The following is a 24,627-nucleotide window of genomic DNA, read 5'->3' as shown; positions in this document are numbered from 1 at the left end:
AACAAAAGCCCATCTTTTTTTAGCTACAATGTAGCGGATTCAAGGTCTAACTTATGTGGTATTACCTCATATTCCTCCAATTCATATCCTATATCCTCATAATCTTCTAACTCAAATTCATCAAGTTTGCCATCCATAATCAAACTGCCGATATCCAGAATCTTATTGACTTGGAAGTTACCCGTTGCCATGCATCTGTGGGTATTTTCTATGACGAATGGATTGATATTTTTTGACATGTGGGTAATCATAAGCAAAGCTTTTGTCTCGGGAATTGTAAGTTCGGCGTCATAGTTGCATGAACCCAATCTATCTAAAAACATCTTGGAATGACCTGCAATATCATTGTAGAATACCGGTGCCGTGAATATGAAGTAATCGGCATGGCGTATCTTGTCGATAATCTCGTTATAGTCATCATCGAGAATGCATCCTCCACCTTTCTGGCATGCCCTGCAGCCGGTACAATACTTGATGTCATAGTCATCCATAAACAGCACCTCATTTGATCCGCCGTTATCCTGAATTCCAATGGTTAATCTGTCAACGATTTGTTTGGTATAACCGTTGCGGTGTGATGACGTTATTAATGTTACAACTTTCATAAAAAACTCTCCCTCTTTCTTTTTTAATTTAAACTTATTATCTTTTTTCTATCAATATGAATATCCTCTTGTTCTATGGGGATGATAAATAAACTATTCGGTAAAACCTATGATTAGCGAGCCAATCTCCGCATCATGTTCCAGATTAAAACAATCCCTAATGTAATGATCAGTTTCGGTTGACGGAACTGCAACGGTCAATTTGCTAACAAGTGATTCCAAATTGGTATCCGTAAAGAAACTGCTATTGGTACTACTCATAACAAAAAACTGCCTCTCTCCATAAGCTGAAATATCATTGTATGTAACGAAGTTATCTGATAAGAATGTTACACTAGGATCATCTCTTAATTCCTCCAATTCCTCTTCATCATATATGCTTTCACCAATTATCTTTCCGCTTTCTGTTCTGAGGGTAAATGTGGTGTCATTGTTGTCATATGAATTTTCGATACGTTTTGATTTGATGCTGTTGTCTATTACGACAACGATAGCCTCTTCCAGCTGAAATGCCTCTTCCATCCCCTTGTTGATAAATGGTATGAGTTCATTCAATCTTTTCATTTCATATTCAACAACGGCTTTTTTCATCTCATCATCCATGAACTCGGCTATTAAAACCTGTGGCAATTGTCTTATCGCATTTAATAAATCGTCCCTTGCTGACATTTTTATGATATCCTCTTTAGTTATTGTCTATGTTTAACTATATTGATTTTATTAGGTATATCTTTTTTTTAAAATTATTTTTTATAATAGTTATTCGTCAAATCCTATTATCATCGTGGTAATTCTATCCTCATGTGATATGTCATAGCAGTCCTTGATGTAATGGTCAGCCTCGGTTGACGGTGCAGAGATAACCATCTTTGTGCCGAGACTTCTGATTTTATCTTCACATTCCAGTTCATCATATAATTGTGAGATGACAAAGAACTGCTTTTCTCCGGGGGTGGACATGTTTGGATAGGTTACGAAATGCTCCGATATGAAATATGCTTCGGGATCATCCTGTAACTCCTCCAACTCCTCCGGGTCATATATCTCTTCACCTATTATCTTACCGTTTTCCGTCTGTAGGGTTAATGTGGGAATCAAATCCTCATCCGGTATGATATATCCTCTTTTGTCATTTATCACTACAATGATATGCTCTTTTTCAAAGGCTTCCTGTAATCCCTTGTTGATGAGGGGTATCATCTCATTTAATCGTTTCATCTCCAATTTTAGAATTTCCTTCTTGTACTCATCCGGCAGACTTTCTGCCAATATGATCTTATCCTCGTTATTGAGAATGTCCAGTATTTTCTCTTCAATATCCATTTTAAATTACTCCGCTATCTTATAGATTCAATCCTATCTCTTTGGCTTTCAAAAGTACCTTGCTACCATCACCCTTTGATGGCTTGTTTTCACCTACTGACAGTACGTCCACTACGTCAAATCCTATTGATGTGAATCGTCTCGTACGGGAGTTTATGTATTCGTCATAATGTCCCTGACTTGCACCATAAGTGTGTATGATAACTGCTTTTGGATTGTCCTTCAACCTGTTGGGGGTTGTCTTGGTCATGGAAAAGAATCTGTCCATGAACAGGTGGCCTTGTGCGTTAATCTCACCGAAATAATTGGGCGCTGCAAATATCAGTGCACGTCCCTCTTCAATCTTTTCCATAACCCTATTGAAGTCATCATCCAATATGCATTTTGTCGGATTATCCAAGTCTTTGCAGCGACGGCATCCCTGACAACCCCTGATATTCATGTCCTCTATGAAATAAATGTTATTTGTTCCGCCATTTTCAATGATTCCCTCTGTTATCTTGTCAACAATCTGTTTACAATTGCCATTTCTTCTACTGCTTGCAATAATACTGATAGCATCCATATATAATCACTACATAATAATATGTCACACTCGTTTAAAGTATTTTTTATCCAAGCAATAAATTTTTTTAAATTTCACTATTGTAAAATGGGGCAATATATTTATTTTTCAGAAACAAAAATATATTTATGATATCAAAAATAATAGAATTTTTCTCAGATAGTGGTAAGTTAATCATATCTCCAGAGGAACTATTTTATTTAAGAGGTCAAAAGAAAGGATTTTATGGAATATTATCAGTAGTATTCTATCTAGCCTTTTTATCTTTAATGATAGGTATATTACTGCAGGATTTAACATTCGGTGTGGTAGTGGGAGTAATCGCAATAATATTCACGCTTATATTTAAATTCATACACGCAGTAACGATACACATATTTGCCAAAGTATTGTTTGGCGGAGACGGTAAGTTACTTGCATGTTATAATTTGATATGTTATCCTAGTTGTTTATACATATTTTTAATAGTGGGATTGGCATTAACAGTATTGAATAAGATGTTCTTGTTCCCGGTCATACTACTAGTTATATTATGGCAGTTTGTCATAGTAATTACTGCCGTAGCTACAGAGTATGGTATGGACTTTGGTAAGGCATTCCTATCAACATACGGTTTATGGCTAATCATATTAGCAATTCTAATGGGGATAGTATAATGGATGGAAGTAAAACAATAGCAATTATAATAATAGTTGCATTAATTCTGTCAATAGGTATTGTGGGAGTAAACTCCTATTTCATTAAATCAAATGAAAAGCAGGGAACAACCTCTTCAATAATTTTATTACCGGAAAATTTAGAAAATGCAACATTTTTTGATAATGAAGCTACAAATAAAACGGAATTGAACTTCGTATTAAACAATTCAACGCAGGTTCAGCCAGTAATAAACATGAACATACATCAGAAGGTGGGAAGTGTTAACGTAATCTTTGCAGATACTGATAACATATATAACATTACCTCATCAAACTACAACAACTCATCTACGACGGTACGTTACACGCAAAACAATGACTCATTGGATGTGGACGTGTCCTCCAACAGTGCAGCAAATACGGTAGTGCTAAGCAACAAGTACATCTACAACATCAACGGTGACGTGTTGTGCGGTGGATTTGCAACAAACTTCACCCCACAAAGCCAGGTAAGACAGTTAAATGCAAATGTAACTCTTGGTGGAGTGACATTACAGTTAAACAACAATAAGATACAGGATATGGACATACACATAACCGTCGGTGGATTGGATGTCAGAGGAAGTCCATCAGGATATACACATCTGGAATCAGAAATCAAGGTTGGAGGATTAAACTTCCAACAAAACAACGGTAAGCTTTATGTTCGTTCAAGCATAGAACTAGGTGGAAACAATCCTGGAAATTATCATCAGGAATCCATAAAAGGATGGGATAACTTCATGGGTGATGCTTATCAACAATCTGAGGATAAATTGGATGCAACAAGCCATATACAGATAGGTGGATTAAACATAGCTTAATTTACCTCAAACTACTTTTTTTTATTTTTTTAGCTATGCTCTTAGGTTTTTTTATTAAAATAGTTATTTAATCAGTATTATGATTTGGCGGAGATATTTGAATATAATAATAATTTTACAAAAAAAGGAGGGTATTGATGTAACTATACATCAATCTATAATTTGTTTAAAAATGCGATGATGAGTTTTACTGTATCATCCATGTCCTTAAGACTTACAACACTTATAGGTGTGTGTATGTATCTTGAACCGCTGGAGAGTGTTGCGGTTGCTATTCCTTCACGTGTCAGGTGTATTGCTGTAGCGTCGGTTGTTCCGCCGTCACCTACTTCCACTTGGTAGTCGATGCCTGCCTCTTCTGCTGCTTCTACAAGTAATTTTTTCATCATTGGGTGGGTGATGAGTCCTCTACCGCTTGCATCAGTCAGTGAGATAACGGTTCCTTTTCCTGCCTTGATGTATGCTTCTTCTTCTTTTACCCCAGGATGGTCTCCTGCTATTGTAACGTCTAATGCTATTGCCATGTCAGGGTTTAATTTGAATGCACTTGTTTTTGCTCCTTTAAGTCCCACTTCTTCCTGGACTGTTCCCACACCGTATACTGTAACGTCACCGTCATATTCCTTCATTACCTGTGCCATTACTGCACATCCTACACGGTTGTCAAGTGCCTTACCCATTACAAGGTCGTTTAGACATTCTTCAAATTCGGTGTGGAATACGATTGGATCTCCTATTGATACAAGTTCTTTTGCTTGTTTTCTGTCTTTGGCACCTATGTCTATGAACATGTTTTTGTATGTGATTATTTTTTTGGCTTCTGATGCACTTGTGATGTGTGGTGGTTTTGAACCGATTATACCTGGTATGTCACCTTTTTCTGTTTTAACGTATACTTTTTGGTTTAGTAGCATCTGGTCGTTTATTCCGCCGATTTTTACAAATCTTAAAAATCCGTCTTCGTCGATGTAGCTTACCATTAAACCGATTTCGTCCATGTGGCTTGCAAGCATTACGCTAGGTTTGTCTTGGTTACCTTTGTGTGTTGTGATTAGATTTCCCATTAAATCTGTTTCCATCTCATCAACACAGTCTGATAGTTCTTCTTTTAGTATTTCACGTATATCATCTTCAAAACCTGATATACCGCAGGCTTCTGATAGTTTTTTGAGTAATTCTTTCATTGTTTTTTCCTCGCTTTTAGATATTTTTTGATTATAATTTATTATCTTATTATAAAATTATATATGTTTTTGAAGTTATAAATTTTTAGATGATTATTTTTTCAATATTTATTTTTTGATTAATGGGAAAAATAGTGTGCTTGTATATTGAAACTCTTTAATGGGGAGGCATTTAATGGATAAATATTATTCATTGAAAATTAAAAATAGAAAAAAATAAATGTTTAAAGGATATTTAGTTATTCGCTTGCTAATAAAATATCACTTGCTTTAATGGTTTTACGATCAGCGTGTTTTGCTAGTTTAATGGATTTTCTTGATATTTCTTCACCATATTCTTCTAATACATTGATTAATGCATCTACAGCTTCATCGCTTACTCTTGATACACCTGAGTTTGATAAAATTCTTTTAACTGGTGCTTTTGGTAAAACTGCCATAAGTGTTTCCTCCTTTTTAATTAATAATATTTGTTATATTTATCATAATATATATACTTAACATAATTTGTTTAATTTTTAAGTATTTTTTAATTCATTCCGGATTAACTATATATATGATTAACGCATATTATTTTTATTACAATTATTTTAAAAATTAATACTTTTTTTTAATCATTTTGCACATTCATTTATTCATAACCCGGCTTATTATTAATCCCTTTTTAAACGAAGGTTATGATTGCGACGTTTTATGGATTATGTAGCCAATCATTTGAAAACCACTAATTTGCTGATTACGTAATTTAATACCACAACGATTATCTGCGTGACTACCTTCGATACAAAATCTCCAATCAATAAAATATCTACCATTAGATATAGAAGTGACGTGTCAACAACACCCGAAAAGAGTCTTCCTCCAAAAAACAATGAAATCTCCCTGAGAATATTATCACTTTTGCTTTCAAATACCCAAATCCTATTGGTGATGTATGCAAATAATACAGATAAAAACCATGCAATAATATTCGATATGATATAATCGACATTCAAAAACTTAGCAAAAACAACATATGCAATGATATTGACAACAGTAGTCAAAACACCAAAAACAACATACAATATCAATTCTTTTTTCAAATCCATACTAATCCACCGAGTAAACTAATAATATATATACTCCAATATATTAATACCTTTTTCCTAAAGATTACCTTCGAATGCAGAAATAAAATAACTTTCCATACACCAGTCCACGGGTGAATATAAAATAAAGTACAAATATTACTAAGAATATAAATACTAATAATTACTAAAAAAATTTTTTATTTATAAGGAAGTGGAAAAATATGGATGTAATAATAGTAATAATAATGCTGGTATTGTACTTGCTGGCAATGATATTCGTATTTTCATCTGCACTATTGACCCCATACATAGGTAAAAAGAATCTCATAACAGTAGTTGTATTGGGATTGGTAGTGGGAGTAGTTGCAGGTGCATTTTTAGCAGCACCAATGGTGGAAGACCTGCCTGACGTTACACGTACAATAGTGGAAGAAAGTGTTGCCGGAACGGATATCGTCGAGTTGGAATTATCAACCAATGGAAACCTGACTGAAATAATAAACAATATCTCCGCCATAGAAGGAGTTGAAAAAGTAGAATATACAGGAATAACATTTAAGGTGGATGAACAGTTCGCCAACAATGATGAAAAGGCACGATTCCTGTCATTCTTAAATGGAACAAATGAGAACATCACGTCGGTAGACGAAATAGCCAATGATACGTTCTATGTAAACATGAACGACCAGGCAGATCCGCAGGGCATACTGGATTCAATATACTACACATTCGGCCAACAAACATACACGCACCTGAAATACACCTCAATGCAGGCAAATGCCACAGTCAAGGCAAACAACATAACAAAGATAATCTCCTCAATAGGCGAAAATGATGCCGTAGTTCTTAACATCACAGGACCAACAGAGGACATGATAAATCAGATTAACAAATACCTGCCGAACCAATTTAATGCAGTAATCCTATCGGGAGTACTGGGAGTGCTGGTTGCACTTGCAGGATTCTTTGTAGACAGCATATTCACACTCATCAACAAATTCAGGAAAAAACGAAAAACATCATCCGACCGTGAAAGAATCAAACGTAAAGTTGTACCGGGAACAGAAAACAGAAAAACACGTTCCAGAAGGGCTAGCAAGGATTCAATCGATATCTTTGATGAATCATTCAATGAAAGTCCAAAACAGACCATAGGTTCAAACAAACGATTCAAACAATTAACTGCAGATGACTTAAAGGAAAAGAAAACAACTACATCAAATGATATATTTGAAGAGGAAAAGAAATCCAAAAAAGGATTCTCATTCAATCCATTTAAAAAATCATCAAATAAGAATGAAAGTACCAAAAAAGCTACTAAAAGAAACACCAAATCAAACGCTAAAACAAATACCAAAAGGAATGCACCACGTGTACGTCCAAAACGTAAATAAGTAGCTTATATTCCACTTTCTAAAACTTTTTTTTATCCAATAAACTTTTTTTTTAAAGCAATTTTTACGAGGTAATATGATGAAATCAGTAATTTTATACTCCGGTGGAAAAGACAGTACAATGGCGGTTTATAAGGCAATTAAAAATAACGATGAAATATACGCACTGCTTGCCATGGTATCAAGAAACAAGGAATCATACATGTTCCACGTGCCAAACATACACATGGTTGACTACTGTGCAGCGGCAATGGAAATACCAACAGTTGACGTACTGACAGACGGAGTCAAGGAAGAGGAACTTGACGATGTGGAAAATGCACTGATAAGACTTAAAAACAAGGGTGTTGAATGTGTATACTCTGGAGCACTCGAATCGGTCTATCAGAAATCCAGGATAGACAGGATATGTGAGAAAATAGGACTAAAATCAGTATCACCACTATGGCATGTAAATCCGGTTGAATATATGAGGGAACTTGTCGATGAAGGATTTGAAATAATAATATCCAGTACGGCGGCATACGGACTTACAAAGGACTGGCTGGGCAGAACAATTACCCATGAAGTGATAGATGAACTGATAAAATTGAATGAAAAATACGGTTTGCATCCTGCATTCGAGGGAGGAGAAGCAGAAACGCTGGTACTTGATGCACCCTTCTACGATCGAAGAATAGTAATAGATGATGCAGAAATCATATGGAACGTCGACAGCGGAGTTTATAACATCACGAAGGCACATCTGGAAGAAAAATATGACTATTCCATAAACGAGCAATAAACTCGCCTTTGCATATCCGAACGGATAACTCGTTATTGTCATATACTTACATATCATGATAAGCAATTTTTTTTAGAAAAAGTTGGTGGTCAGTTGATGATATATTCGATTAATTCATCAATATCATCATCATATAATTCTACTTTGATATCCCCGAGGGGTGATAAGTCAACGTCGGTGATGTGAAACTTGTTATTGTAAGCCGATTGCTTGTTGATATAGAAGAAGGTGGAATTATCTTCCTTATTCTTGTTTAAAATATTTTCGGCTACATCATTAAGTCCTTCCCTGTTGATTCTGTTTTTTACAGTATTCAAAAGATTAATATCTCCTCTTATTTCTAAAGTCCTTCTTGTTTCTATTGTTGGGGTTTTGCTTGTTATGTTTCTTATAGTTGTTTGGATTTTTTCGATGCTTTCTGTTTGGTTTATTCTTGTTTTTATTATGATTTTTGTATGGCTTACGTTTTGGTTTAATTTCATGATCAATCAATCCTCGTACAACATTCTTGAATATAGGTATGGGACCATCATTTATCAACATAAAATCTGCAGTTGCTATAACGTTTCCAATACCGAATTTAAGCTCTCTTCTATCCCTTTCCAGGAATGTTTTGAAGTCGGTGGAATCATCGCTTCTTTTTCTTCTTTTAAGTCTGTTGAATCTGGTCTCCGGACTTGAATGGATTGCTATTACTTTGAAGTTTTTGAAGTTTCTCCTGAAGATGTTTACCTCAAATGGACTTCTAATACCTTCTATGATATAAACGTCCTGTTCAACCCTTTTAAACTTACGCTGGGATTGCTTTTGGTTTTTTGTAGTGTATATCCTTGTAAGGGTATTGCCCTGATTGTTCAGCCTGTCTCTTGAATGGTTCTGTATCTCTTCGACACAGCGTTCGGCAATAACGTTATCCCCATATTTCTTTCTTAGGTTTACAGCAGCAACTCCAGAACTACAATTCTGTTTTTCGGCTTCTTTACGTACGATATCACCCATACTTATGATGTGAACGCCTTCATTTTTAGCAAGTCGTGATATGATACTTTTTCCCGATCCGGGAAGGCCGGTAATTCCATATACTTTCAAATTATTATGCTCCTATAAACTCTGTTAATTATCTTTAAATTATCAATAAGTACTTCTTTGACTATTCTACTGATTTGACTGGTTAATCTCGTTGTTATATTCACTTATCATTTGGGCCAGTTTATCCTGAATCGGATCGTCATTAATTATCATAAAATCTGCACTGGCTATGACATTTCCAATACCGAATTCGAGTTCCCTAATATCCCTTTCCAGGAATGTTTTGAAGTCGGAGGAATCATCACTCCTATTTCTTTTCTTAAGTCTCTCGAATCGGGTCTTTGGACTTGAATGAATTGCTATTATCGTGAAGTCATCGAAGTTTTCCCTAAATACGTCCACTTCATGTGAACTTCTGATTCCCTCGATTATATAAATGTCATCTTCAAATTCATGCTGAAAGCGTTTTTGTTTATCAGTACTTTCCCTGGAGATGTTCTGTATTTCATCTACACATAGCTTTGCAATAATTTTGTTGCCATATTTCTTTCTTAAGCTTACGGCAGCAACTTCAGAACTACAATTTAATGTTTTGGCCTCTTTACGTACTATGTCTCCCATGCTGATAATGTGTATGCCTTCATTTTCAGTAAATTTTGATATTATGCTTTTTCCGGAACCTGGAAGACCTGTAATTCCATAAACTTTCAAATTAATAAACTCCTATATGATCTATTAATTACACATTAAACATTATTATAATTCAAATCTATTTAGAATATCTCTTATTGAGTTATCTAAGTTTACTTTGTTATCGAAGTTATTTATCATTTTTGTTAATTCATCACTACTGTAATCTTCAAATTCTTCAACATATTTAATCAATAGGGGCATGGCCCTCACAATGTTATCTACAATGGTTACCGTGGAGGTTTGTGCCGTACGTGACAATGGATTTAAATCAACGGATATTATTGTTTTTCCAAGGTTATATAATGCCTCTGCCCTGTCCCCATCTTCCAATGGTATGAATATAAGGTCTGATTTGCTTATTCCATCGATACTAACTGGACTTCTTGGCCCGTTAAGATTGGGAGTATCTATAAATTCATCATCGTTGGTACCTAAGATTTCTTTGACTCCCAATTTTTTATAAACCTCTTCAATGCGTTTAACCCTCTCATCTGTACGATAGTACAGGTTAATCTCCACAGGAATATCCAGCATTTTGGACAGTTTTGCAATGTCCTCAGCTACCAGGGCGGTGGTGTTACCGTTTACGCTCAATACAGGTCTTTTTGCATTTAAAAAATAGGCCGCCGATACCTTGATTGTGTTTATGCTGTTGTCAGTAGTCTTTTCACCGATAAGATAATCGTATGTTTCCCCTCTACCGTGGGCTATCATACCGGAATCTGCCAGTATGCCATTTTTGTGTGCTTCTACAATCTTATGTCTTAAAAGTAATGATTCATATCTAGGATGGTCTTTGTTTAACATATTTAAAAAATAGTATTTTATACTATAAGAATTTTTTCATTATTGAATTTAAATGTAGAATACATTGGCTGGATGAATTGATTTTAAAAAAAATAAATTATGGGGGTTAATGGTATTATCGTCTTTTCTTTTGTTTTTCTGCTTCTTCTCTTGCAATGGTTTTTCTTCCTTTCTTCTTGTCTTTGACTTTTGTTTCACCCTTTTTAACATTTTGCATCTTGTTTTTAGGGGACTGGATAAGGAAGGTTTCCATGTAATCGGCAAATACAGGTCTTGTGATGAAGATACCTACAAGTACACCTACAACGGTTGTAACTGCAAAACCGGTTAACATACCAATACCTGTTGAACCTCTTGCAAATCCGATATATGCTAATGGAAGCATAGCGGCAATGAGGGTTGCAGCTGATGCATATATAATGAAGAATGCACCTTTAATTCTGGTTTTAACGATATTTTTTCTGTCACTTCTGTCACGACGAGCTAAAACCTCATCAGTCATAACAATCTGGTCGTCTACACCGGTACCGATGGATGCAATCATACCTGCAATTGCAGCCAAATCTAGGTTCCAGTGAATGATGGATGCAAATCCAAGAATGATAATCAGCTCTGAAAGAGTGGTTACAATTATCGGAAGTACAAGTGACGGTGCCCTATATCTGAAACTTACTACTACGATTATTGCAAGTAGTGCAAGTAGTCCTGCCATGAGACATCCCTGTTCAAACTGTGAACCAAGTTCAGCAGATACGCTGTTTACTCCATTTACTTCCAGCTTAACCGGTAAAGCCCCTGATTCTAATACTGTGTGGATTTCGGTAGCTTTTTCTTGAGCTGCCTGTTTGGATTCTTCTCCACCTGAAACTGATATTTCGGTTGATGCCTTACCGTTTGCTAGTCCGGCATCCAATTCAGGATCGGAGATGAGCTTATCGTCAAGGTACATCTCTACCTTTGCACCTGCTTGGCCTTCAGCTATCTTTGCGAATTTTTCAGCTCCGGCCGTTGATACACTGAATGGTACCTGCCATCTGTTTCCTGTTACTTCAGCACCGGATACACTAGTAATGTCTGCACCGGTAATGGCTGTCTGATTGTTGATTTTAGCTTCAAACTTACCCGGCGTACTGATGATTCGCTCTACTTCCTCGGGTTTTACCCCTGCAATTTCCACTATCACGTCTTGACTTCCACTTTGTCTTACCTTTACGTCTGAAATACCAAATGCATTCAACCTTTTATCTAAGATTGCAGTTACGGTATTCATGGTGTCCTGATCAACTGGTTCACTAAGGTGTAGGTTAATCATGGATCCACCCTGCAGGTCAAGTCCTTCCTGTAATCCAAATATTGCTACACTAGCTATACTTATTGCTACTAAGGCTATTAGTAATAGTGTTCGTGGCCTTTTTAAAAACTGTATTGTTTCATAATTAATTGTGACCACCTCTTTCAATATGCCATTTTAGAATTCCTAGATTCATAAGCCATGTTGACATTAAATCTGATAAAAGTCCCATTACAAGCACCGCTGATATGTCAGCCAATACCTGTGCAGATGGGATGAATATTTTAACAACTATAAATAATACTAACATTGATGCTAAAGCCGTGATACTTAATACGATACCTGTTTTACATGCACCTTCTGCCCTGTCATCTACAGTTCCTTCCCTACGTTTAAGTAAACGTGTGGTAAGAAGAATATCCGTATCCACACCATACCCTATAAGCATGAGTAATGCACCTACACTTGCAATTGAGATAGGTATGCCGAACAGTGACATACCACCAACGGCAACGGATATGTTACACAATGCTGATAATATGATAGCTATGGAAGGTATGAAGTCTCTAAATACAAAGAATACCGTAGCGGACATGAATAAGAATGCAAATATCAATGCATATGCAATTTGTCCCATTGCAGCATCACTTAGTAAGGCTCCAACACTCTTAAAACTAAGTACATTAAAGTCATTTGCAAACATCTCACTAAACTGTGCAGCATCCAAGTCACCCGATACGGTGATGGTTGCAGTGTTACCGCTTAATGAGGTTTGAACGTCATTTACTTTTAGTTTGTCTTTAACTAAATTTGTTATCTCTGATTCAGTCATTGGATGTTTTAATTCCACTGTAGCCAATGTACCCCCTTTCAATTCTACACCTTGATTCAATCCGAATACACCAATGTATAGAAGGGATATTATCATTAAAATTACGGGAATTAAAATAAGAGGCTTATGAGATTGTCTACTGATATATTTAATTACATCTGTCAATTCTCGTTACGCTCCTAGATTTATTGTAAAATTGTTTTGTTGTTGTATATTCTATAATAATTAAAGAAGAAATATTTCAATGGATTAATTATTAGAATATCATAATACTAGTTATGTTAATAAATATATATAAAAATTTATGTGATTATTGCTTTATGAAATACCCATTGACAAATACATTCGTGTTTGCGTTTGTTAATAAGTTGTTGTATAGTATATCACGATCTTCTTTTGTTGAACAATAGCAAATAATGACTTTTCAAATCATTTGTTGTGTTTTATTCGATGAATTGGCAGGTTATCCTTCTTATTAGTCCGGAATTTTTTCATTAAATATTTTATTCTGTGATTATTTGTCCTTTTCCAGTTTATTTTATCATAGCCATTACAGTCCTTGTAATTCTAAATACTTTTAAATATCTATTAATATAAAACATATTATAGCATTATATTAATCCATATGGATTAATCGTTTTGAGAATATACTCAACTTCAAATCAAAATATAACGGATAATTGGGTATTGATTTTAATTTATCCTTTTTACCGATAGCCGTTTTAGGGAGTTTATTTATTATGAGCAATATAAAGTATAAAATTGTAAAAAAGTTTAGTCAGCTCACGCTTAAGTCGATGCATTATCTGCCTACGGGTGGAAAAAGTTTTCCGGGATATCTCTTTCTCAAATATGCCGGAAGGGAAAACCTGCCTCAGCTGGCCGATGAACAGATAGCCATCGGTTCAATATTATTAACCGGAACAAACGGTAAGACCACCACAACTACCATGGCAATAGATCTGTTGAATAGGGACATGAACCTGTCTACCAGTGTGGACAACAACACGATATATGCATTGACAACGGGAATATTGGAGAACAAATCTGAACTTGGAGTATTCGAGTATGGTATACGTGATATTGAACACGGCGAGCCGGATAATGTTCAAAGGTTGGTAAGTCCGATAGGCGTGACATATACCAACATTTCCCGTGAACACACGCAGGTACTGGGTGTAAAGAAGTCATTCGAGGATTACGTCAAGGCAAAGACATTGCTTAGTGAGGCCATGGATAAGGGGGTAGTAATAACTAACTGTGATGATCCTAATACTGCTTATATTGGACTTAACAAGGAGAAAGACGTTCACGTTAATTATTACGGATTTGAACTTGACTTTCTTGAGGATATATTTGAATCACCCGTAGTGAAATGTCCGAATTGCGGTAAGCAGTTAACTTATGTTAAGTATTATATGAATCAAAGAGGGATATACTCATGTGATTGTGGATTCAAACGTCCCGAACCTGATATTAAGCTTACCCGATTTGAAACTCAGGATGATAAATGGCTCATAACTATTGAAGGTAGGGTATATAACTACATTATCGATAAAGATTTGGATATAAACGTGACTATGACCGTACCAATGCTTGGAATACATAATCTGTATAACATATTATGTTCTACAGCGGTATATGCAACATTTACCAATGAAATGGAGAATGTTAATGAAAAGATTGAAGATTACTTCAACCAGCTGGACTTTACAATTCTTCCTCCTGGCAGATTTGAGATATTTGAAGTTGACGGTAAGTTGGTTGGTATCGGTCAGGGTGATAATGGGGATGCCCTTAAGGTAAATGCATTGCTCATGGATTTATACTCTGAAGGTGATGTGGAATTCATCTACAATACTCCTGATGAATATGAGGATGATGTATTCGAGGACCATAAGGTAGCCATCAGGGGATTGAATCCTGTTAGTTTGATTGTTGTTCCGGGCAGAGTATCTGTTACAAAGGCACAGGAGTACTATAATCAAATCAAGGATGAATATGACAGTAAATTTATTCCTGTGGAATATGACTTTGAAAAAAGGATAAACAATCTCATAAAGTTAATTAAACACTCCAAGTATAATTACATCCTCGTATCCGGTTGTGGTGAGGAACAATTGGTATGGGATGAAGTAAAACGAAGGTTGAAAGAGGAATATTCCAACCAATAATCACCATATTTTTATTTTTTCAAACTATTTTTTCATGCTTTTGATGTAAGAGTATTTTTTATCATGTACTTCATTTCAAGATAATTTAATATATTCAAATACTGTTTGGAGTAGAAATAATATTTAGGTTCAAAAAAATAGTAAATGTTAGATATATAAGTCTATATCTAGTTGGGGCAGGAGCTTAACTGTATTGATGAGCAGTTCTTGGTTTGTTTTATTGTTTGTTCTTATGATAAATGAGTTTACCACTTTGCCATGCTTTTTATCAACTGCTTTTTTCATTTGTTTTAGCACGCCGGTGGCATTGGTTCCGTTTGTTGTTGTGTATATCATCACATCTTTATTGCTGAAGTCACAGTTTGCTATTAACGTATTTAGTGCCGGTGAGATATTTCCCAATGTGGATGGACATCCAAGCAATATCAGATTGTATTTTTCTAAATCAATATGCTCCGGTGAAATCTTTGTAGTGTTATTGCGAAAGGCGGCGTAGTTACTTTTAAGATTGTTTAAAAATCCTTTTTTTCTATTAAGGTCCTTTACTTCAACAATGTCTGAGTCATACCTTTCATTTATTATGTTTGAGATATATTGAATTTTTTTTCCGGAGGAATATACTATTAGTAATGACATCTTTAATCACTTATTAAATATTACTTTTTACTAGCTTAAATACTTAATTCTTTGATGGCTTTCTTGGTGCAATTTATTATGTCCTCATCCGTGCCGTTACATTTAATGCCGAATGCATGGACAACATTTCCGTTACTTTTTTTAACAAGCTTGGCCAGTCTTCTTATTGAATGTTTATATCCTGCGTATTTGAATGTATTAAACAGGATAACGTCTTTATTCTGAAAATCGGTCTTTTTGATAAAGCGTGCTATTGCTGGGGTAACTGATCCGAAGTATACAGGCGTACCTACAAATACCACTTCATAATATGGGTCTACTGTTATGCCATCTGGTTTTATTTGTGCTGAATTTCTTATTGTTGGAAAAAGGAGTTCTGATAGTGTTTTATTTTCCCATAAATCTATTACTTCGAGTCTATGGGTTTTTATCTCACTTTTAAGGGTATTTGCGACGAGTCTTGTGTTACCGCCTTTGGAATAGTATATTGTTAAGCTTCTCATATTATCATTGATTAAATTTCTAATATCATTTTTTGTTTTTATGTTAAATATATTTGTTTGATATTTTATTCAAAAAAACTTTAATATGTGTAATTTATTTTTTGTAGTTTTCTTATTTTGTACTTTTTATGGGGGTTTTGGTGATTATTATTCCATCTTTTTTGATTATGCTAAAGGGAATTTTGGGAAAACTTTATATACTATAGGGGGTATAGTATATAGTATACCCATGGGGGTATAGGTAATTATCAAATTATAATCGAGGTAATAAAAATGGTAAAAACAGTTGACGATTTAGAATTAGGTGAAATAGGAAGAGTAAAAAAATATAGAATCCACGGATCACTAGGAAAACACCTTAGGGAAATGGGATTAGTAAAAGGAACAACAATAAAACTCGAAAGAAGAGCACCATTAGGATACCCAGTAGCAATACGTATACAAGGTTTCTCATTAGCATTAAGAAAAGAAGAAGCAATGGCAATCGAACTGGAATAATCGCTTTTTTCTTTTCTTAATAATTTTTCATAAACTCCAATTGACAATAACAAACATTCTATTTTTACAAAAACAAGCTTCAAACTCTTTTTCATACAAAACAAATATCCAATTTGGGCTGTATCAATAAATAATTTCTAAAAAAGTGAAAAAAAGGGTGGTTATAACTCCAGATCATCCAGGGCTTCATTTGTCAATTCTTCAATATCATTATTCTTAACGGCTAAGATAAATGAATCCTTGACGTTTCCACCTTGGCTTATTATCATATTATTCAAAACATTGATTGTAGTTTCTCCACCACTACCCATCATAGTAGCAAAGGTAACACAATTGGTACCGCTGAACTCATTTTCCTTAATAAACTGTACAATTGCAGGTGTAGGTTTTGAAGCCCATACTGGAGTTCCGATAAATATTGTATCATAATCCTTCAAGTCAAGCTTTTCATATTCGATTTTCGTATCCTTTTCAAATAAGGAATCATAACCTCCTGTGATAAATCCTAGGATACCGTTTCTTTTCCGTTTATCATTAACTTCAAGTATTTCTGTATTGTATTTTCTTGCAATTACTTCTGCAACCTTTTTTGTATTTTTTGTACGTGAGTAATATATAACTATGTCCGTCATTGTTCGTCCTCCTATGGATATAATCCTAATTCCTTAAGTCCTTCCGTTTCATCAAATCCACACATGATGTTCATGTTTTGAATAGCCTGGCCTGATGCCCCTTTCACGAGGTTATCAATAGCGGATATCACTACAAGCTCGTCTTCATCATCAAGGGATATACCACCAATCTGACAATAATTGGAACCTCTTACGCTTGCAAGAAGAGGAATGTTGTTGTCTTTAAGAACCTGTACGAACGGTTCGTTCTTATAGTACTGGCTGTATAAGGAGTAGATGTCATCAGCCGTAACATTGTCCTTGAGCAATATGCTGTGGTTTGTTGTTATGATACCACGTATTACCGGTACCAAATGAGGGGTAAATGATACTTTAACATCCTTTGAACCGAAGTTTCTGAGCTGTTCCCTTATTTCGGGGGTGTGTCTGTGACTTGCAATTGCATATGGTTTTACGTTATCGCTGCATGTTGGAAAATGGCTGTTTGATGTGGCCTTTATACCCGCACCGCTTACACCACTTTTACTGTCAAGTATAATCCTGTCAACTAACTGGTTTTCAACAAGAGGAAGACTGGAAAGAATTGCACCGGTAGGGAAACAGCCCGGATTTGCTATCAGGTTTGCATCTTTAATCAGGTCACGGTTTATCTCCGGAAGACCGAATACAGCTTCAAGTTCAGGGTGTAGATGGGTCATTCCATACCATTTCTCATATGTGGGAACGTCCTGGAATCTGAAATCTCCACTTAAATCCACCACTTTGGAACCGTTATCCAGGAAGTCCGGCACTATCTTCATTGATGCTCCGTGTGGCACTGCACAGAATACCACATCAGCATCCACGTCCTTGTTTTCAGGATTTGTGAACTGCAAATCCAGGTTTTCCAGGTGTGGATGTAGTGTGCTTACATCATCCCCTTCACTCTTACGGCTGGTAACCGTGGTAATTTCAACTTTTGGATGTCTTGATAGGATTCTCATCAATTCTCCACCGGTATAACCGCTGGCTCCTATAATTGCTACATCTATCTTACTCATCTAATCACTCCTTGTTTTCTAAAGATATCTGTTAATACAAGTGTTTTGCTATGTTCTTAAAGTGTGTCTTAGCAACTTTATCAAGTATTTTTTTATCGATATTTCTTATCTTGATTTTTTTGTTTAATCTAATATTATATCTTTCTTCTAATTCATTTAATACTTTTTCATAATGATACTTTGCAATAATACTACTTGTTGCAACTGGTATGAATCTCTCACCATTTTCTATCTGAATCATGTTGGATTGCGTATTGAGGTATTCGTTCATCTTTTTTGCATCGAACTTGTCAATGATTATCAATGTATCCTCCGAGTCTATTTCATCAAGCAGCATATTAATCACCTTGGAATGAAGGTATGCCAGCATGTGGTTTAGATTTTTTCCCTCATCTCTGAATTTGTTGTAGAGCTTGTTGTAGCTAAATGGTCTTAGTGCTATTACTTCATGTTTTATGTTCATTTCCATAATATTTTCATAGACTTCCATTATCTGTTTCTTGTTTAATTTTTTACTGTCCTTGACTCCTGCATCCTTTAACTTAATATTTTCACTGTTTGATGTAGCTACCGCACATACAACAAGAGGTCCAAACCATTCCCCCTTACCAGTTTCATCAGAGCCTATCGTATAATCATACTTTGATATTAAAATATTTGAATTATTAAGGGATTCTTCAGTATTTTCATCGTCTTGTTTTTTAGATTTTTTAGGATATCTTTTTTTGTGATGATAACGTTTCTGATATTTATGGTCATTTGACTTTTTATCATGAGACCTGTTGTTTGATTGTCCTTTTGACTGACTATACTTGAAAACGTCTTTAAGATTGCCGTTAATAAAATTCCTCGTTTGAGTATTGTCCTCATAAACAAGTGAACCTGAGTTGTAGAGTATAAAAATAATTCCATCATCATTGATTCTAATCTTCTCATATTGATGTGGACTTTGATGATGCAGATGACTGGTTTTTCCAATAAACCGATTCATCTGTGCATTATTTAACTTAAGTGACTTCATCATATTAATTAAACCTTTTAAAAAAAAATTGTATAGGGGGAGGTAAAGTGGGTGCTTATTCTCTGATCATTGTTCCAATACCATCTTTGGTAAATATTTCAAGAAGAATTGAATGTTTTAATCGGCCATCTAATATATGTGCAGTTTTAACTCCATTTTCAACGGCATTGATACATGTTTCCACCTTAGGAATCATTCCACCCTTGATAATTCCGGAATCCATCAATTCCCTAAGTTCATCCACGCGGATACGTCTGATGATACTGTCCGGATCTTCAGGGTCTGTCATGATACCAGGAACATCGGTTAAAACGATTAACTTTTCGGCATCAATCGCGGATGCTAGGGAACCTGCAACAGTATCGGCATTTAGATTTAATGTATTTCCCTCGCCATCACTTCCTAAAGGTGCTATTACAGGTACATAGTTGTTTGCGGTTAAATCTTCAATAAGTTTTGAATTAATTTTTTTAATCTTACCTACATAACCAAGGTCAACTTCAAGAATTTCACCGTTTTCATGTTTAATCTTGGCAGGATCCCTTTTGGATGCTTCAATAAGGAAGTTATCCTTACCGGACATTCCTATAGCCTTACCTCCATGTAAACAGATTTGTGACACAATATCGATATTGATCTTACCAACCAATACCATCTTAACTATATCCATTGTTTCCTGATCGGTTACACGTAATCCTCCGATAAACTTTGCTTCTTTACCCATCTTATCCATTGAACGGGATATTTCCGGGCCACCACCATGAACTACAACCGGTTGCATACCAACATACTTTAAAAGTACCGTGTCACGGGCTGTTGAACTCATGGAAGCTTTATCAATCATTGCATGTCCACCATACTTAATCATAATCTTCTTGTCATGAAACTTCTTGATATATGGCAAAGCCTCTATCAAAACGTTACTAATATTTAATTCATCCTCTTTATTCTTTACTTCTCCTGTTTTCATTTGTTTCACCATCTATTAATGTTATGTTGTATAATCAGCGTTTATGTGGACGTATTCACATGTTAAGTCACAACCATAACTGGTTGCACTACAGTCTCCATCATGTAAGTTGACATCTATAAACACGTCCTTTTGTTTCATAATGTTTTCAGCCTTTTCTAATATTTTTTCATCATCATATGTTGTCACATAACCCTTATCAACAATCACGGCCTTATCGGTCTTTGAAGATATTGATATTGACACGATGTCAGGGTCAAATTCGACACCGCTGTATCCCATGGCTGAGATGATTCTGCCCCAGTTTGGATCTGCACCCTTAAGTGCAGTCTTAACAAGACTGCTTGACGTGATACTTTTTGAGACAAGGATTGCATCGTCCTGTGTTTTTGCACCACTGCAGGTAACTTCCATGAATTTTTCTGCTCCCTCACCGTCTTTGGCTATCTGCTTTGCCAGACTCATACATACATAATCAAGTGCTTCCTGGAAGTTTTCATCATATTCTGCTTCAATGTCATTTGTGGCCATTAGGATAACAGTATCGTTGGTACTTTCATCACCATCTACCACGACCATATTGAATGATTTTTTAACTGCCTTGTTAAGGGCCGTCTGAAGGGTATCCTTATCTAATGTCAAATCGGTTGTAACAAATCCAAGCATTGTACCCATATTCGGTGCTATCATACCTGAACCCTTACATATGCCCGCTACCCTGAATGGCGTACCGTCGGCCAATGTTGATTCAACTGCACACTCCTTGCTCACGGTATCGGTTGTCATAATTGCCTCTGCAGCATTTGTAGCATTATCCCTTGAGTTTGCAAGCTTTTCAACCGATTTTATTGCAACGGGCTTAAGTATATTCAGTGGCATTTGTCTTCCAATAACTCCGGTAGAACAGACTGCCATTTCGTTCAATGGGATGTTCAATTTATCCGCTACAAGTTCTGCCAGTTCCAATCCATTCTTGATTCCTTCTTCTTTGGTATAACAGTTTGCATTTCCGCTGTTTACAAGAATGGCGGATATTTTTCCGTCGGCGATATGTTTTTTTGTAATTGTGATTGGTGCCGCATATACCTGATTGGATGTATATACAGCCGCTGCAGTGGAGTTTTCATGGTAGAGTATAGTCACTCCATATTTTCCTTCTCTATAGCCATTGGCTTTAATGCTATCAATGGAACATATTCCCATATCTAATTCTTTCATGAAGATTGTACCTCCTTTAAAATAAATAGTCTTTTTATTGTTTAAAAAAATCCATCATGGTCACTTAAAAAAAGAAGTTTTATATAATGGATTTTTGTCCATTATTTGTCGTTGTTATTCAATATTTTATTCAAATACTCTTTTATCCTATCGGATAACGTAGCATTTTCATCATCATAGTCATTATATGAACTGTTGTAACTTTTTGAGCTGTAATTTGAGTTATAGCTTGATGAATTGTAATAGTTGGAGTTGGAGTTATTATTGGATACTATGTCACTAACGCCATCTTTTGTGTTATCAAATATATTGTCAATGTGAATAAATATGGATGCAACACTACCAAACATTATTGCTACTATACCGACCAGTAATAATATAAATAATTTTGATTCAAGTTCTGCTTTAATGATAATCACCCATATTAGTTAGTTATTGATGCAAACAACACTGCTATAATCATAGCGGCAAATCCCAGCCATGTGTTCTGGGTATTCCATCCGATAAGTGTTGCCAGGAATACAAATATGAATACTCCTATCATGGTTAACTTCTTGGTTTCTAAAAACTCCAAAGCACTTCTGGTAAATGGTGTAGGAATGTAATATGCATATTTACCGTTAGCAATGTCAAATACGATAACGGGCGTATCGTCATGTATTTTAATTGAGTCGGTCAGGTGTGCATTTTCACCAGCTTCACGTCTTGACTTTCCAATACCTATACGCAGGTTAAGGTTATTGTTTAACGCGTACCATGCACAATCAAGTGCTGTCTTGAGTGCTATTTCCTTGTTGGCGAAGTTAATAATCAAGTCGTCTCCACCGATACGATACCCTTCTATCTTACCGTTACTTTCGGTTGCAATGTACTCATTGATGTCGTTCATTATTTCAATGAGCTTGTCCTTACCGTACTTTGCAATAAAACCCGTTGAATCCTTAGCATCGATGTACATGAAGTTATCAATTTCTGCCGGTGCAAGGTGTATCATCTTGTCGGTTGGCTTTTCTTCAAATATGACTCCATATTCTCCACCTAACTTGGTGAATGCTACTCCCGATACCTGGCCTATCTCATTGTTCATTTCAATGGCCCTTTCAATGGATGCAGCTCCGGTCATACCAACGGATGCCCTTACGTTACAGTTGTTGTTCATACCCAGTTTAATCAATTCGATAGCTATTCTGATTGCCTCTTTCTTAGATGGCATGTGGCTTACAAGCTCCGAATGGCTTCTTTCTATAATCTTTCCATTGGCTTCAATGATGATGTTGGCGAATGTCTCGATTATGCGATTAGGCATGAAAAGTTCTATGTATAGATAACGGTCACTACCCATTATGATATTACTAAGTAATGCAAATTCATTGATTGAATCATCTGCCGGCTTTATTTCGATAAACTTCCTGTTCTTCGGAAGGTCTCTTTGGTCAATTTCACGTTCCAGGTTTTCAAATATGCTTTGGCTGTTGATTTTAGCAGGCTCAACCTCGACGAGCATGGTCTTTGTCAGGTTAATCAAGCCCACATATTCTGTTTCCAAATCATTTGTTGCAAAATACTTAGTACCAATACTGATAACTTTTTTGTTTAATAATCGGCTAAAAAGGCTTTTTGTAATTCCGTCAAAAGCCATTTATCTCTTACCTCCACGTTCAATAGAAATTTCAAACTGTCCTGGTTTTTCCATTAACATACTTGGTTTTACTGATACTATAGGAAACTTCCATGTTCCTAATCTTGAAGCTAGCGTACTTGCTATATTTCTTGAATTATGTTTAATAAATGAGTAGTCTGAGTCATTTATTATGATATTTAAGTTATATGGACTTTCTTCAAGTACTTCATCCGAGTAGATTATGTTCAATTCAAATGTACCCGGTCTTGTGAACAAATCATTTCTCACAGCTACAAGTGGAGAATGATCTAGGTTCAACTTGTTTCTAACCGTTACGGCAATGGTCCCGGCGTTACGTACTGCTTCCTTATAGTCTTTAGGATTTACCAGTACGAATATTAGGAAGTCGCAATCCTCCATATCGTCATCTACAAATCCGACCATCTTGTTGAGAATAGGTATCTTGAGGAATACGTTCTCTAACTTGGAGTCAATGGCATTGTCTTCTTCATTGCTTACTCTACTGATTGCTTCCTGAGCAACGGCTAATCCGCTGAATTTTCTGTTTTTCTTGGATTTGTACACATCAAATCCGCGTCTTTCAAATTCGTTTAATGATTTAGAACAGATTTTTTGAAGTATATTTTTTACTTTTTTAGGTGGTGCTGGTTTACCGATTTGGAATCTACCGTTTTTTACTCTGTATGGTAGTCTTCTGCTTGGAATATCTTGGAATTCATCCTGATAGTCTCTGAAAAAATCATTTGATAATATTTTAGCATCTTTTTCATATGCTAAGTTTAATATGTAATGATCAGCGATGGTTCCGGCAGGTACTGGGAAAACCTCATCGTTTTTAATCATTTCATTAAAGCTATCTTTATCATCAATTTCATGTCGTAATGGTGCATCAGCTAATACTATTGGTTCATGTCCTAATTTTTCAAGAGTGCTTATAGCCACTTTTAGAGTTTTAAGACTTGGAGTTATTTTTCCTGTTTCTTCATTGGGTTGTTGTCCATAATATGCTACGTTTGACCCATCAACAATTACTTTCAAAAGATCACCTTTATATTATTATTTTTTTTTTTCATCTTTAGTCTGTTCTATTAATATAATATATCTATATAAATTTCCTTATATTTATCTTTGATGTTTATCATAATATTGACGATAAAAATATCACAATGAAATATAAGTTTAACTTTAGCAATAGACAATTATCAAAAACAAAAA

General features: G+C 35.4%; 29 protein-coding genes. 6 read left to right on the top strand and 23 right to left on the bottom strand.

Annotated features, from left to right (window positions below):
• Window positions 1-23 precede the first annotated feature (23 nt).
• The 4 genes from AW729_RS04280 to AW729_RS04265 all read right to left on the bottom strand — a co-directional run bounded on the left by AW729_RS04280 (window position 24) and on the right by AW729_RS04265 (window position 2,493).
• Window positions 24-605 carry a flavodoxin family protein gene (locus AW729_RS04280; RefSeq protein WP_112123944.1) on the bottom strand — a complete coding sequence of 194 codons (582 nt, stop codon included), beginning with the start codon at window positions 603-605 and terminating at the stop codon, window positions 24-26.
• A gap of 93 nt (window positions 606-698) precedes the next feature.
• Window positions 699-1,274 carry a hypothetical protein gene (locus tag AW729_RS04275; protein WP_112123943.1) on the bottom strand — a complete coding sequence of 192 codons (576 nt, stop codon included), beginning with the start codon at window positions 1,272-1,274 and terminating at the stop codon, window positions 699-701.
• A gap of 90 nt (window positions 1,275-1,364) precedes the next feature.
• Entirely contained in the window at window positions 1,365-1,928 is a 564-nt protein-coding gene (locus AW729_RS04270; RefSeq protein ID WP_112123942.1) for a hypothetical protein, read from the bottom strand.
• Between the two features lie 19 nt (window positions 1,929-1,947).
• Window positions 1,948-2,493, bottom strand: coding sequence for a flavodoxin family protein (locus AW729_RS04265; protein ID WP_112123941.1), 546 nt, complete (start codon window positions 2,491-2,493; stop codon window positions 1,948-1,950).
• Between the two features lie 128 nt (window positions 2,494-2,621).
• On the opposite strand from AW729_RS04265, the gene AW729_RS04260 reads away from it, so the two are divergent.
• Together AW729_RS04260 and AW729_RS04255 are read left to right on the top strand one after the other, a co-directional pair.
• Window positions 2,622-3,149: a YIP1 family protein gene (locus AW729_RS04260; RefSeq protein ID WP_112123940.1), complete on the top strand. Its 528-nt coding sequence runs from the start codon at window positions 2,622-2,624 to the stop codon at window positions 3,147-3,149.
• Complete coding sequence (locus AW729_RS04255) at window positions 3,149-3,994, top strand: hypothetical protein (RefSeq protein WP_112123939.1); 846 nt, start codon at window positions 3,149-3,151, stop codon at window positions 3,992-3,994. Before AW729_RS04260 ends, AW729_RS04255 begins: the two co-directional genes overlap by 1 nt.
• Window positions 3,995-4,149: 155 nt before the next feature.
• Here the strand turns inward: AW729_RS04255 and AW729_RS04250 are convergent, their stop codons facing one another.
• The 3 genes from AW729_RS04250 to AW729_RS04240 form a co-directional block, all read right to left on the bottom strand.
• The gene (locus AW729_RS04250; protein ID WP_112123938.1) at window positions 4,150-5,178 is read right to left on the bottom strand and encodes a M42 family metallopeptidase; all 1,029 of its coding nucleotides are present in this window, start codon (window positions 5,176-5,178) and stop codon (window positions 4,150-4,152) included.
• Between the two features lie 239 nt (window positions 5,179-5,417).
• Entirely contained in the window at window positions 5,418-5,618 is a 201-nt protein-coding gene (locus tag AW729_RS04245; RefSeq protein ID WP_112123937.1) for a histone family protein, read from the bottom strand.
• A 270-nt stretch (window positions 5,619-5,888) separates the two neighbouring features.
• On the bottom strand, window positions 5,889-6,266 hold the full coding sequence (locus tag AW729_RS04240) for a GtrA family protein (protein ID WP_112123936.1): 378 nt from the start codon (window positions 6,264-6,266) through the stop codon (window positions 5,889-5,891).
• 203 nt (window positions 6,267-6,469) lie between these two features.
• On the opposite strand from AW729_RS04240, the gene AW729_RS04235 reads away from it, so the two are divergent.
• Together AW729_RS04235 and AW729_RS04230 are read left to right on the top strand one after the other, a co-directional pair.
• Entirely contained in the window at window positions 6,470-7,642 is a 1,173-nt protein-coding gene (locus AW729_RS04235) for a hypothetical protein (protein WP_112123935.1), read from the top strand.
• A 79-nt stretch (window positions 7,643-7,721) separates the two neighbouring features.
• Entirely contained in the window at window positions 7,722-8,426 is a 705-nt protein-coding gene (locus AW729_RS04230) for a diphthine--ammonia ligase (RefSeq protein ID WP_112123934.1), read from the top strand.
• A gap of 89 nt (window positions 8,427-8,515) precedes the next feature.
• On the opposite strand, the gene AW729_RS11405 is transcribed toward AW729_RS04230, so the two are convergent.
• The 6 genes from AW729_RS11405 to AW729_RS04200 all read right to left on the bottom strand — a co-directional run bounded on the left by AW729_RS11405 (window position 8,516) and on the right by AW729_RS04200 (window position 13,174).
• A complete protein-coding gene (locus AW729_RS11405; protein WP_236951272.1) occupies window positions 8,516-8,818 on the bottom strand; it encodes a hypothetical protein in 303 nt (100 codons plus the stop codon).
• A complete protein-coding gene (locus AW729_RS04220; RefSeq protein ID WP_112123932.1) occupies window positions 8,748-9,515 on the bottom strand; it encodes an AAA family ATPase in 768 nt (255 codons plus the stop codon). The genes AW729_RS11405 and AW729_RS04220 overlap by 71 nt, the downstream gene beginning before the upstream one ends.
• A 66-nt stretch (window positions 9,516-9,581) precedes the next feature.
• On the bottom strand, window positions 9,582-10,166 hold the full coding sequence (locus AW729_RS04215; RefSeq protein ID WP_112123931.1) for an AAA family ATPase: 585 nt from the start codon (window positions 10,164-10,166) through the stop codon (window positions 9,582-9,584).
• A gap of 45 nt (window positions 10,167-10,211) precedes the next feature.
• Window positions 10,212-10,955: a phosphopantothenate/pantothenate synthetase gene (locus AW729_RS04210; RefSeq protein WP_112123930.1), complete on the bottom strand. Its 744-nt coding sequence runs from the start codon at window positions 10,953-10,955 to the stop codon at window positions 10,212-10,214.
• A gap of 115 nt (window positions 10,956-11,070) precedes the next feature.
• On the bottom strand, window positions 11,071-12,405 hold the full coding sequence (locus tag AW729_RS04205) for a preprotein translocase subunit SecD (protein WP_112125227.1): 1,335 nt from the start codon (window positions 12,403-12,405) through the stop codon (window positions 11,071-11,073).
• Entirely contained in the window at window positions 12,392-13,174 is a 783-nt protein-coding gene (locus AW729_RS04200) for a protein translocase subunit SecF (protein ID WP_335645360.1), read from the bottom strand. Before AW729_RS04200 ends, AW729_RS04205 begins: the two co-directional genes overlap by 14 nt.
• Before the next feature lie 641 nt (window positions 13,175-13,815).
• On the opposite strand from AW729_RS04200, the gene AW729_RS04195 reads away from it, so the two are divergent.
• Window positions 13,816-15,252, top strand: a complete 1,437-nt coding sequence (locus AW729_RS04195) for a Mur ligase family protein (RefSeq protein ID WP_394339563.1) — start codon at window positions 13,816-13,818, stop codon at window positions 15,250-15,252.
• Window positions 15,253-15,399: 147 nt separating this feature from the next.
• On the opposite strand, the gene AW729_RS04190 is transcribed toward AW729_RS04195, so the two are convergent.
• Together AW729_RS04190 and AW729_RS04185 are read right to left on the bottom strand one after the other, a co-directional pair.
• Window positions 15,400-15,888 carry a flavodoxin gene (locus AW729_RS04190; RefSeq protein WP_112123927.1) on the bottom strand — a complete coding sequence of 163 codons (489 nt, stop codon included), beginning with the start codon at window positions 15,886-15,888 and terminating at the stop codon, window positions 15,400-15,402.
• Window positions 15,889-15,923: 35 nt separating this feature from the next.
• Entirely contained in the window at window positions 15,924-16,391 is a 468-nt protein-coding gene (locus AW729_RS04185) for a flavodoxin (protein WP_112123926.1), read from the bottom strand.
• Between the two features lie 273 nt (window positions 16,392-16,664).
• Between AW729_RS04185 and AW729_RS04180 the strand changes: the two genes are divergently transcribed.
• Window positions 16,665-16,889, top strand: a complete 225-nt coding sequence (locus AW729_RS04180; RefSeq protein ID WP_112123925.1) for a FeoA family protein — start codon at window positions 16,665-16,667, stop codon at window positions 16,887-16,889.
• A 161-nt stretch (window positions 16,890-17,050) separates the two neighbouring features.
• Here the strand turns inward: AW729_RS04180 and AW729_RS04175 are convergent, their stop codons facing one another.
• From AW729_RS04175 to AW729_RS04140, 8 genes are all read right to left on the bottom strand, one after another.
• Window positions 17,051-17,521 (bottom strand): flavodoxin, encoded by a 471-nt coding sequence (locus tag AW729_RS04175; protein ID WP_112123924.1) that lies wholly within the window; start codon window positions 17,519-17,521, stop codon window positions 17,051-17,053.
• An 11-nt stretch (window positions 17,522-17,532) separates the two neighbouring features.
• A complete protein-coding gene (argC, locus tag AW729_RS04170; protein ID WP_112123923.1) occupies window positions 17,533-18,561 on the bottom strand; it encodes an N-acetyl-gamma-glutamyl-phosphate reductase in 1,029 nt (342 codons plus the stop codon).
• A 31-nt stretch (window positions 18,562-18,592) separates the two neighbouring features.
• Window positions 18,593-19,585, bottom strand: coding sequence for a ribonuclease HIII (locus AW729_RS04165; protein ID WP_112123922.1), 993 nt, complete (start codon window positions 19,583-19,585; stop codon window positions 18,593-18,595).
• A 52-nt stretch (window positions 19,586-19,637) separates the two neighbouring features.
• Window positions 19,638-20,552 (bottom strand): acetylglutamate kinase, encoded by a 915-nt coding sequence (gene argB / locus AW729_RS04160; protein WP_204355196.1) that lies wholly within the window; start codon window positions 20,550-20,552, stop codon window positions 19,638-19,640.
• A 21-nt stretch (window positions 20,553-20,573) separates the two neighbouring features.
• Complete coding sequence (gene argJ / locus AW729_RS04155) at window positions 20,574-21,776, bottom strand: bifunctional ornithine acetyltransferase/N-acetylglutamate synthase (protein ID WP_204355208.1); 1,203 nt, start codon at window positions 21,774-21,776, stop codon at window positions 20,574-20,576.
• Window positions 21,777-21,871: 95 nt separating this feature from the next.
• Window positions 21,872-22,189: a hypothetical protein gene (locus tag AW729_RS04150; RefSeq protein WP_112123919.1), complete on the bottom strand. Its 318-nt coding sequence runs from the start codon at window positions 22,187-22,189 to the stop codon at window positions 21,872-21,874.
• 5 nt (window positions 22,190-22,194) lie between these two features.
• A complete protein-coding gene (locus tag AW729_RS04145; protein ID WP_112123918.1) occupies window positions 22,195-23,409 on the bottom strand; it encodes a hypothetical protein in 1,215 nt (404 codons plus the stop codon).
• A complete protein-coding gene (locus AW729_RS04140) occupies window positions 23,410-24,450 on the bottom strand; it encodes a Zc3h12a-like ribonuclease (protein WP_112123917.1) in 1,041 nt (346 codons plus the stop codon).
• Between the last annotated feature and the right edge of the window lie 177 nt (window positions 24,451-24,627).

The sequence above is a fragment of the Methanosphaera sp. BMS genome (assembly GCF_003268005.1).
In the GTDB taxonomy this organism is placed as follows: Archaea; Methanobacteriota; Methanobacteria; order Methanobacteriales; family Methanobacteriaceae; genus Methanosphaera.
This window is presented reverse-complemented; position numbering and strand designations above follow the sequence as displayed.

Excerpts from the sequence above, each read along its gene's own strand:
- AW729_RS04280 (WP_112123944.1), bottom strand. The coding sequence starts at position 605 with ATGAAAGTTGTAACATTAATAACGTCATCACACCGCAACGGTTATACC.
- AW729_RS04275 (WP_112123943.1), bottom strand. The coding sequence starts at position 1,274 with ATGTCAGCAAGGGACGATTTATTAAATGCGATAAGACAATTGCCACAG.
- AW729_RS04270 (WP_112123942.1), bottom strand. The coding sequence starts at position 1,928 with ATGGATATTGAAGAGAAAATACTGGACATTCTCAATAACGAGGATAAG.
- AW729_RS04265 (WP_112123941.1), bottom strand. The coding sequence starts at position 2,493 with ATGGATGCTATCAGTATTATTGCAAGCAGTAGAAGAAATGGCAATTGT.
- AW729_RS04260 (WP_112123940.1), top strand. The coding sequence starts at position 2,622 with ATGATATCAAAAATAATAGAATTTTTCTCAGATAGTGGTAAGTTAATC.
- AW729_RS04255 (WP_112123939.1), top strand. The coding sequence starts at position 3,149 with ATGGATGGAAGTAAAACAATAGCAATTATAATAATAGTTGCATTAATT.
- AW729_RS04250 (WP_112123938.1), bottom strand. The coding sequence starts at position 5,178 with ATGAAAGAATTACTCAAAAAACTATCAGAAGCCTGCGGTATATCAGGT.
- AW729_RS04245 (WP_112123937.1), bottom strand. The coding sequence starts at position 5,618 with ATGGCAGTTTTACCAAAAGCACCAGTTAAAAGAATTTTATCAAACTCA.
- AW729_RS04240 (WP_112123936.1), bottom strand. The coding sequence starts at position 6,266 with ATGGATTTGAAAAAAGAATTGATATTGTATGTTGTTTTTGGTGTTTTG.
- AW729_RS04235 (WP_112123935.1), top strand. The coding sequence starts at position 6,470 with ATGGATGTAATAATAGTAATAATAATGCTGGTATTGTACTTGCTGGCA.
- AW729_RS04230 (WP_112123934.1), top strand. The coding sequence starts at position 7,722 with ATGAAATCAGTAATTTTATACTCCGGTGGAAAAGACAGTACAATGGCG.
- AW729_RS04210 (WP_112123930.1), bottom strand. The coding sequence starts at position 10,955 with ATGTTAAACAAAGACCATCCTAGATATGAATCATTACTTTTAAGACAT.
- AW729_RS04200 (WP_335645360.1), bottom strand. The coding sequence starts at position 13,174 with ATGATAATATCCCTTCTATACATTGGTGTATTCGGATTGAATCAAGGT.
- AW729_RS04190 (WP_112123927.1), bottom strand. The coding sequence starts at position 15,888 with ATGTCATTACTAATAGTATATTCCTCCGGAAAAAAAATTCAATATATC.
- AW729_RS04185 (WP_112123926.1), bottom strand. The coding sequence starts at position 16,391 with ATGAGAAGCTTAACAATATACTATTCCAAAGGCGGTAACACAAGACTC.
- AW729_RS04180 (WP_112123925.1), top strand. The coding sequence starts at position 16,665 with ATGGTAAAAACAGTTGACGATTTAGAATTAGGTGAAATAGGAAGAGTA.
- AW729_RS04175 (WP_112123924.1), bottom strand. The coding sequence starts at position 17,521 with ATGACGGACATAGTTATATATTACTCACGTACAAAAAATACAAAAAAG.
- argC (WP_112123923.1), bottom strand. The coding sequence starts at position 18,561 with ATGAGTAAGATAGATGTAGCAATTATAGGAGCCAGCGGTTATACCGGT.
- AW729_RS04165 (WP_112123922.1), bottom strand. The coding sequence starts at position 19,585 with ATGATGAAGTCACTTAAGTTAAATAATGCACAGATGAATCGGTTTATT.
- argB (WP_204355196.1), bottom strand. The coding sequence starts at position 20,552 with ATGAAAACAGGAGAAGTAAAGAATAAAGAGGATGAATTAAATATTAGT.
- AW729_RS04145 (WP_112123918.1), bottom strand. The coding sequence starts at position 23,409 with ATGGCTTTTGACGGAATTACAAAAAGCCTTTTTAGCCGATTATTAAAC.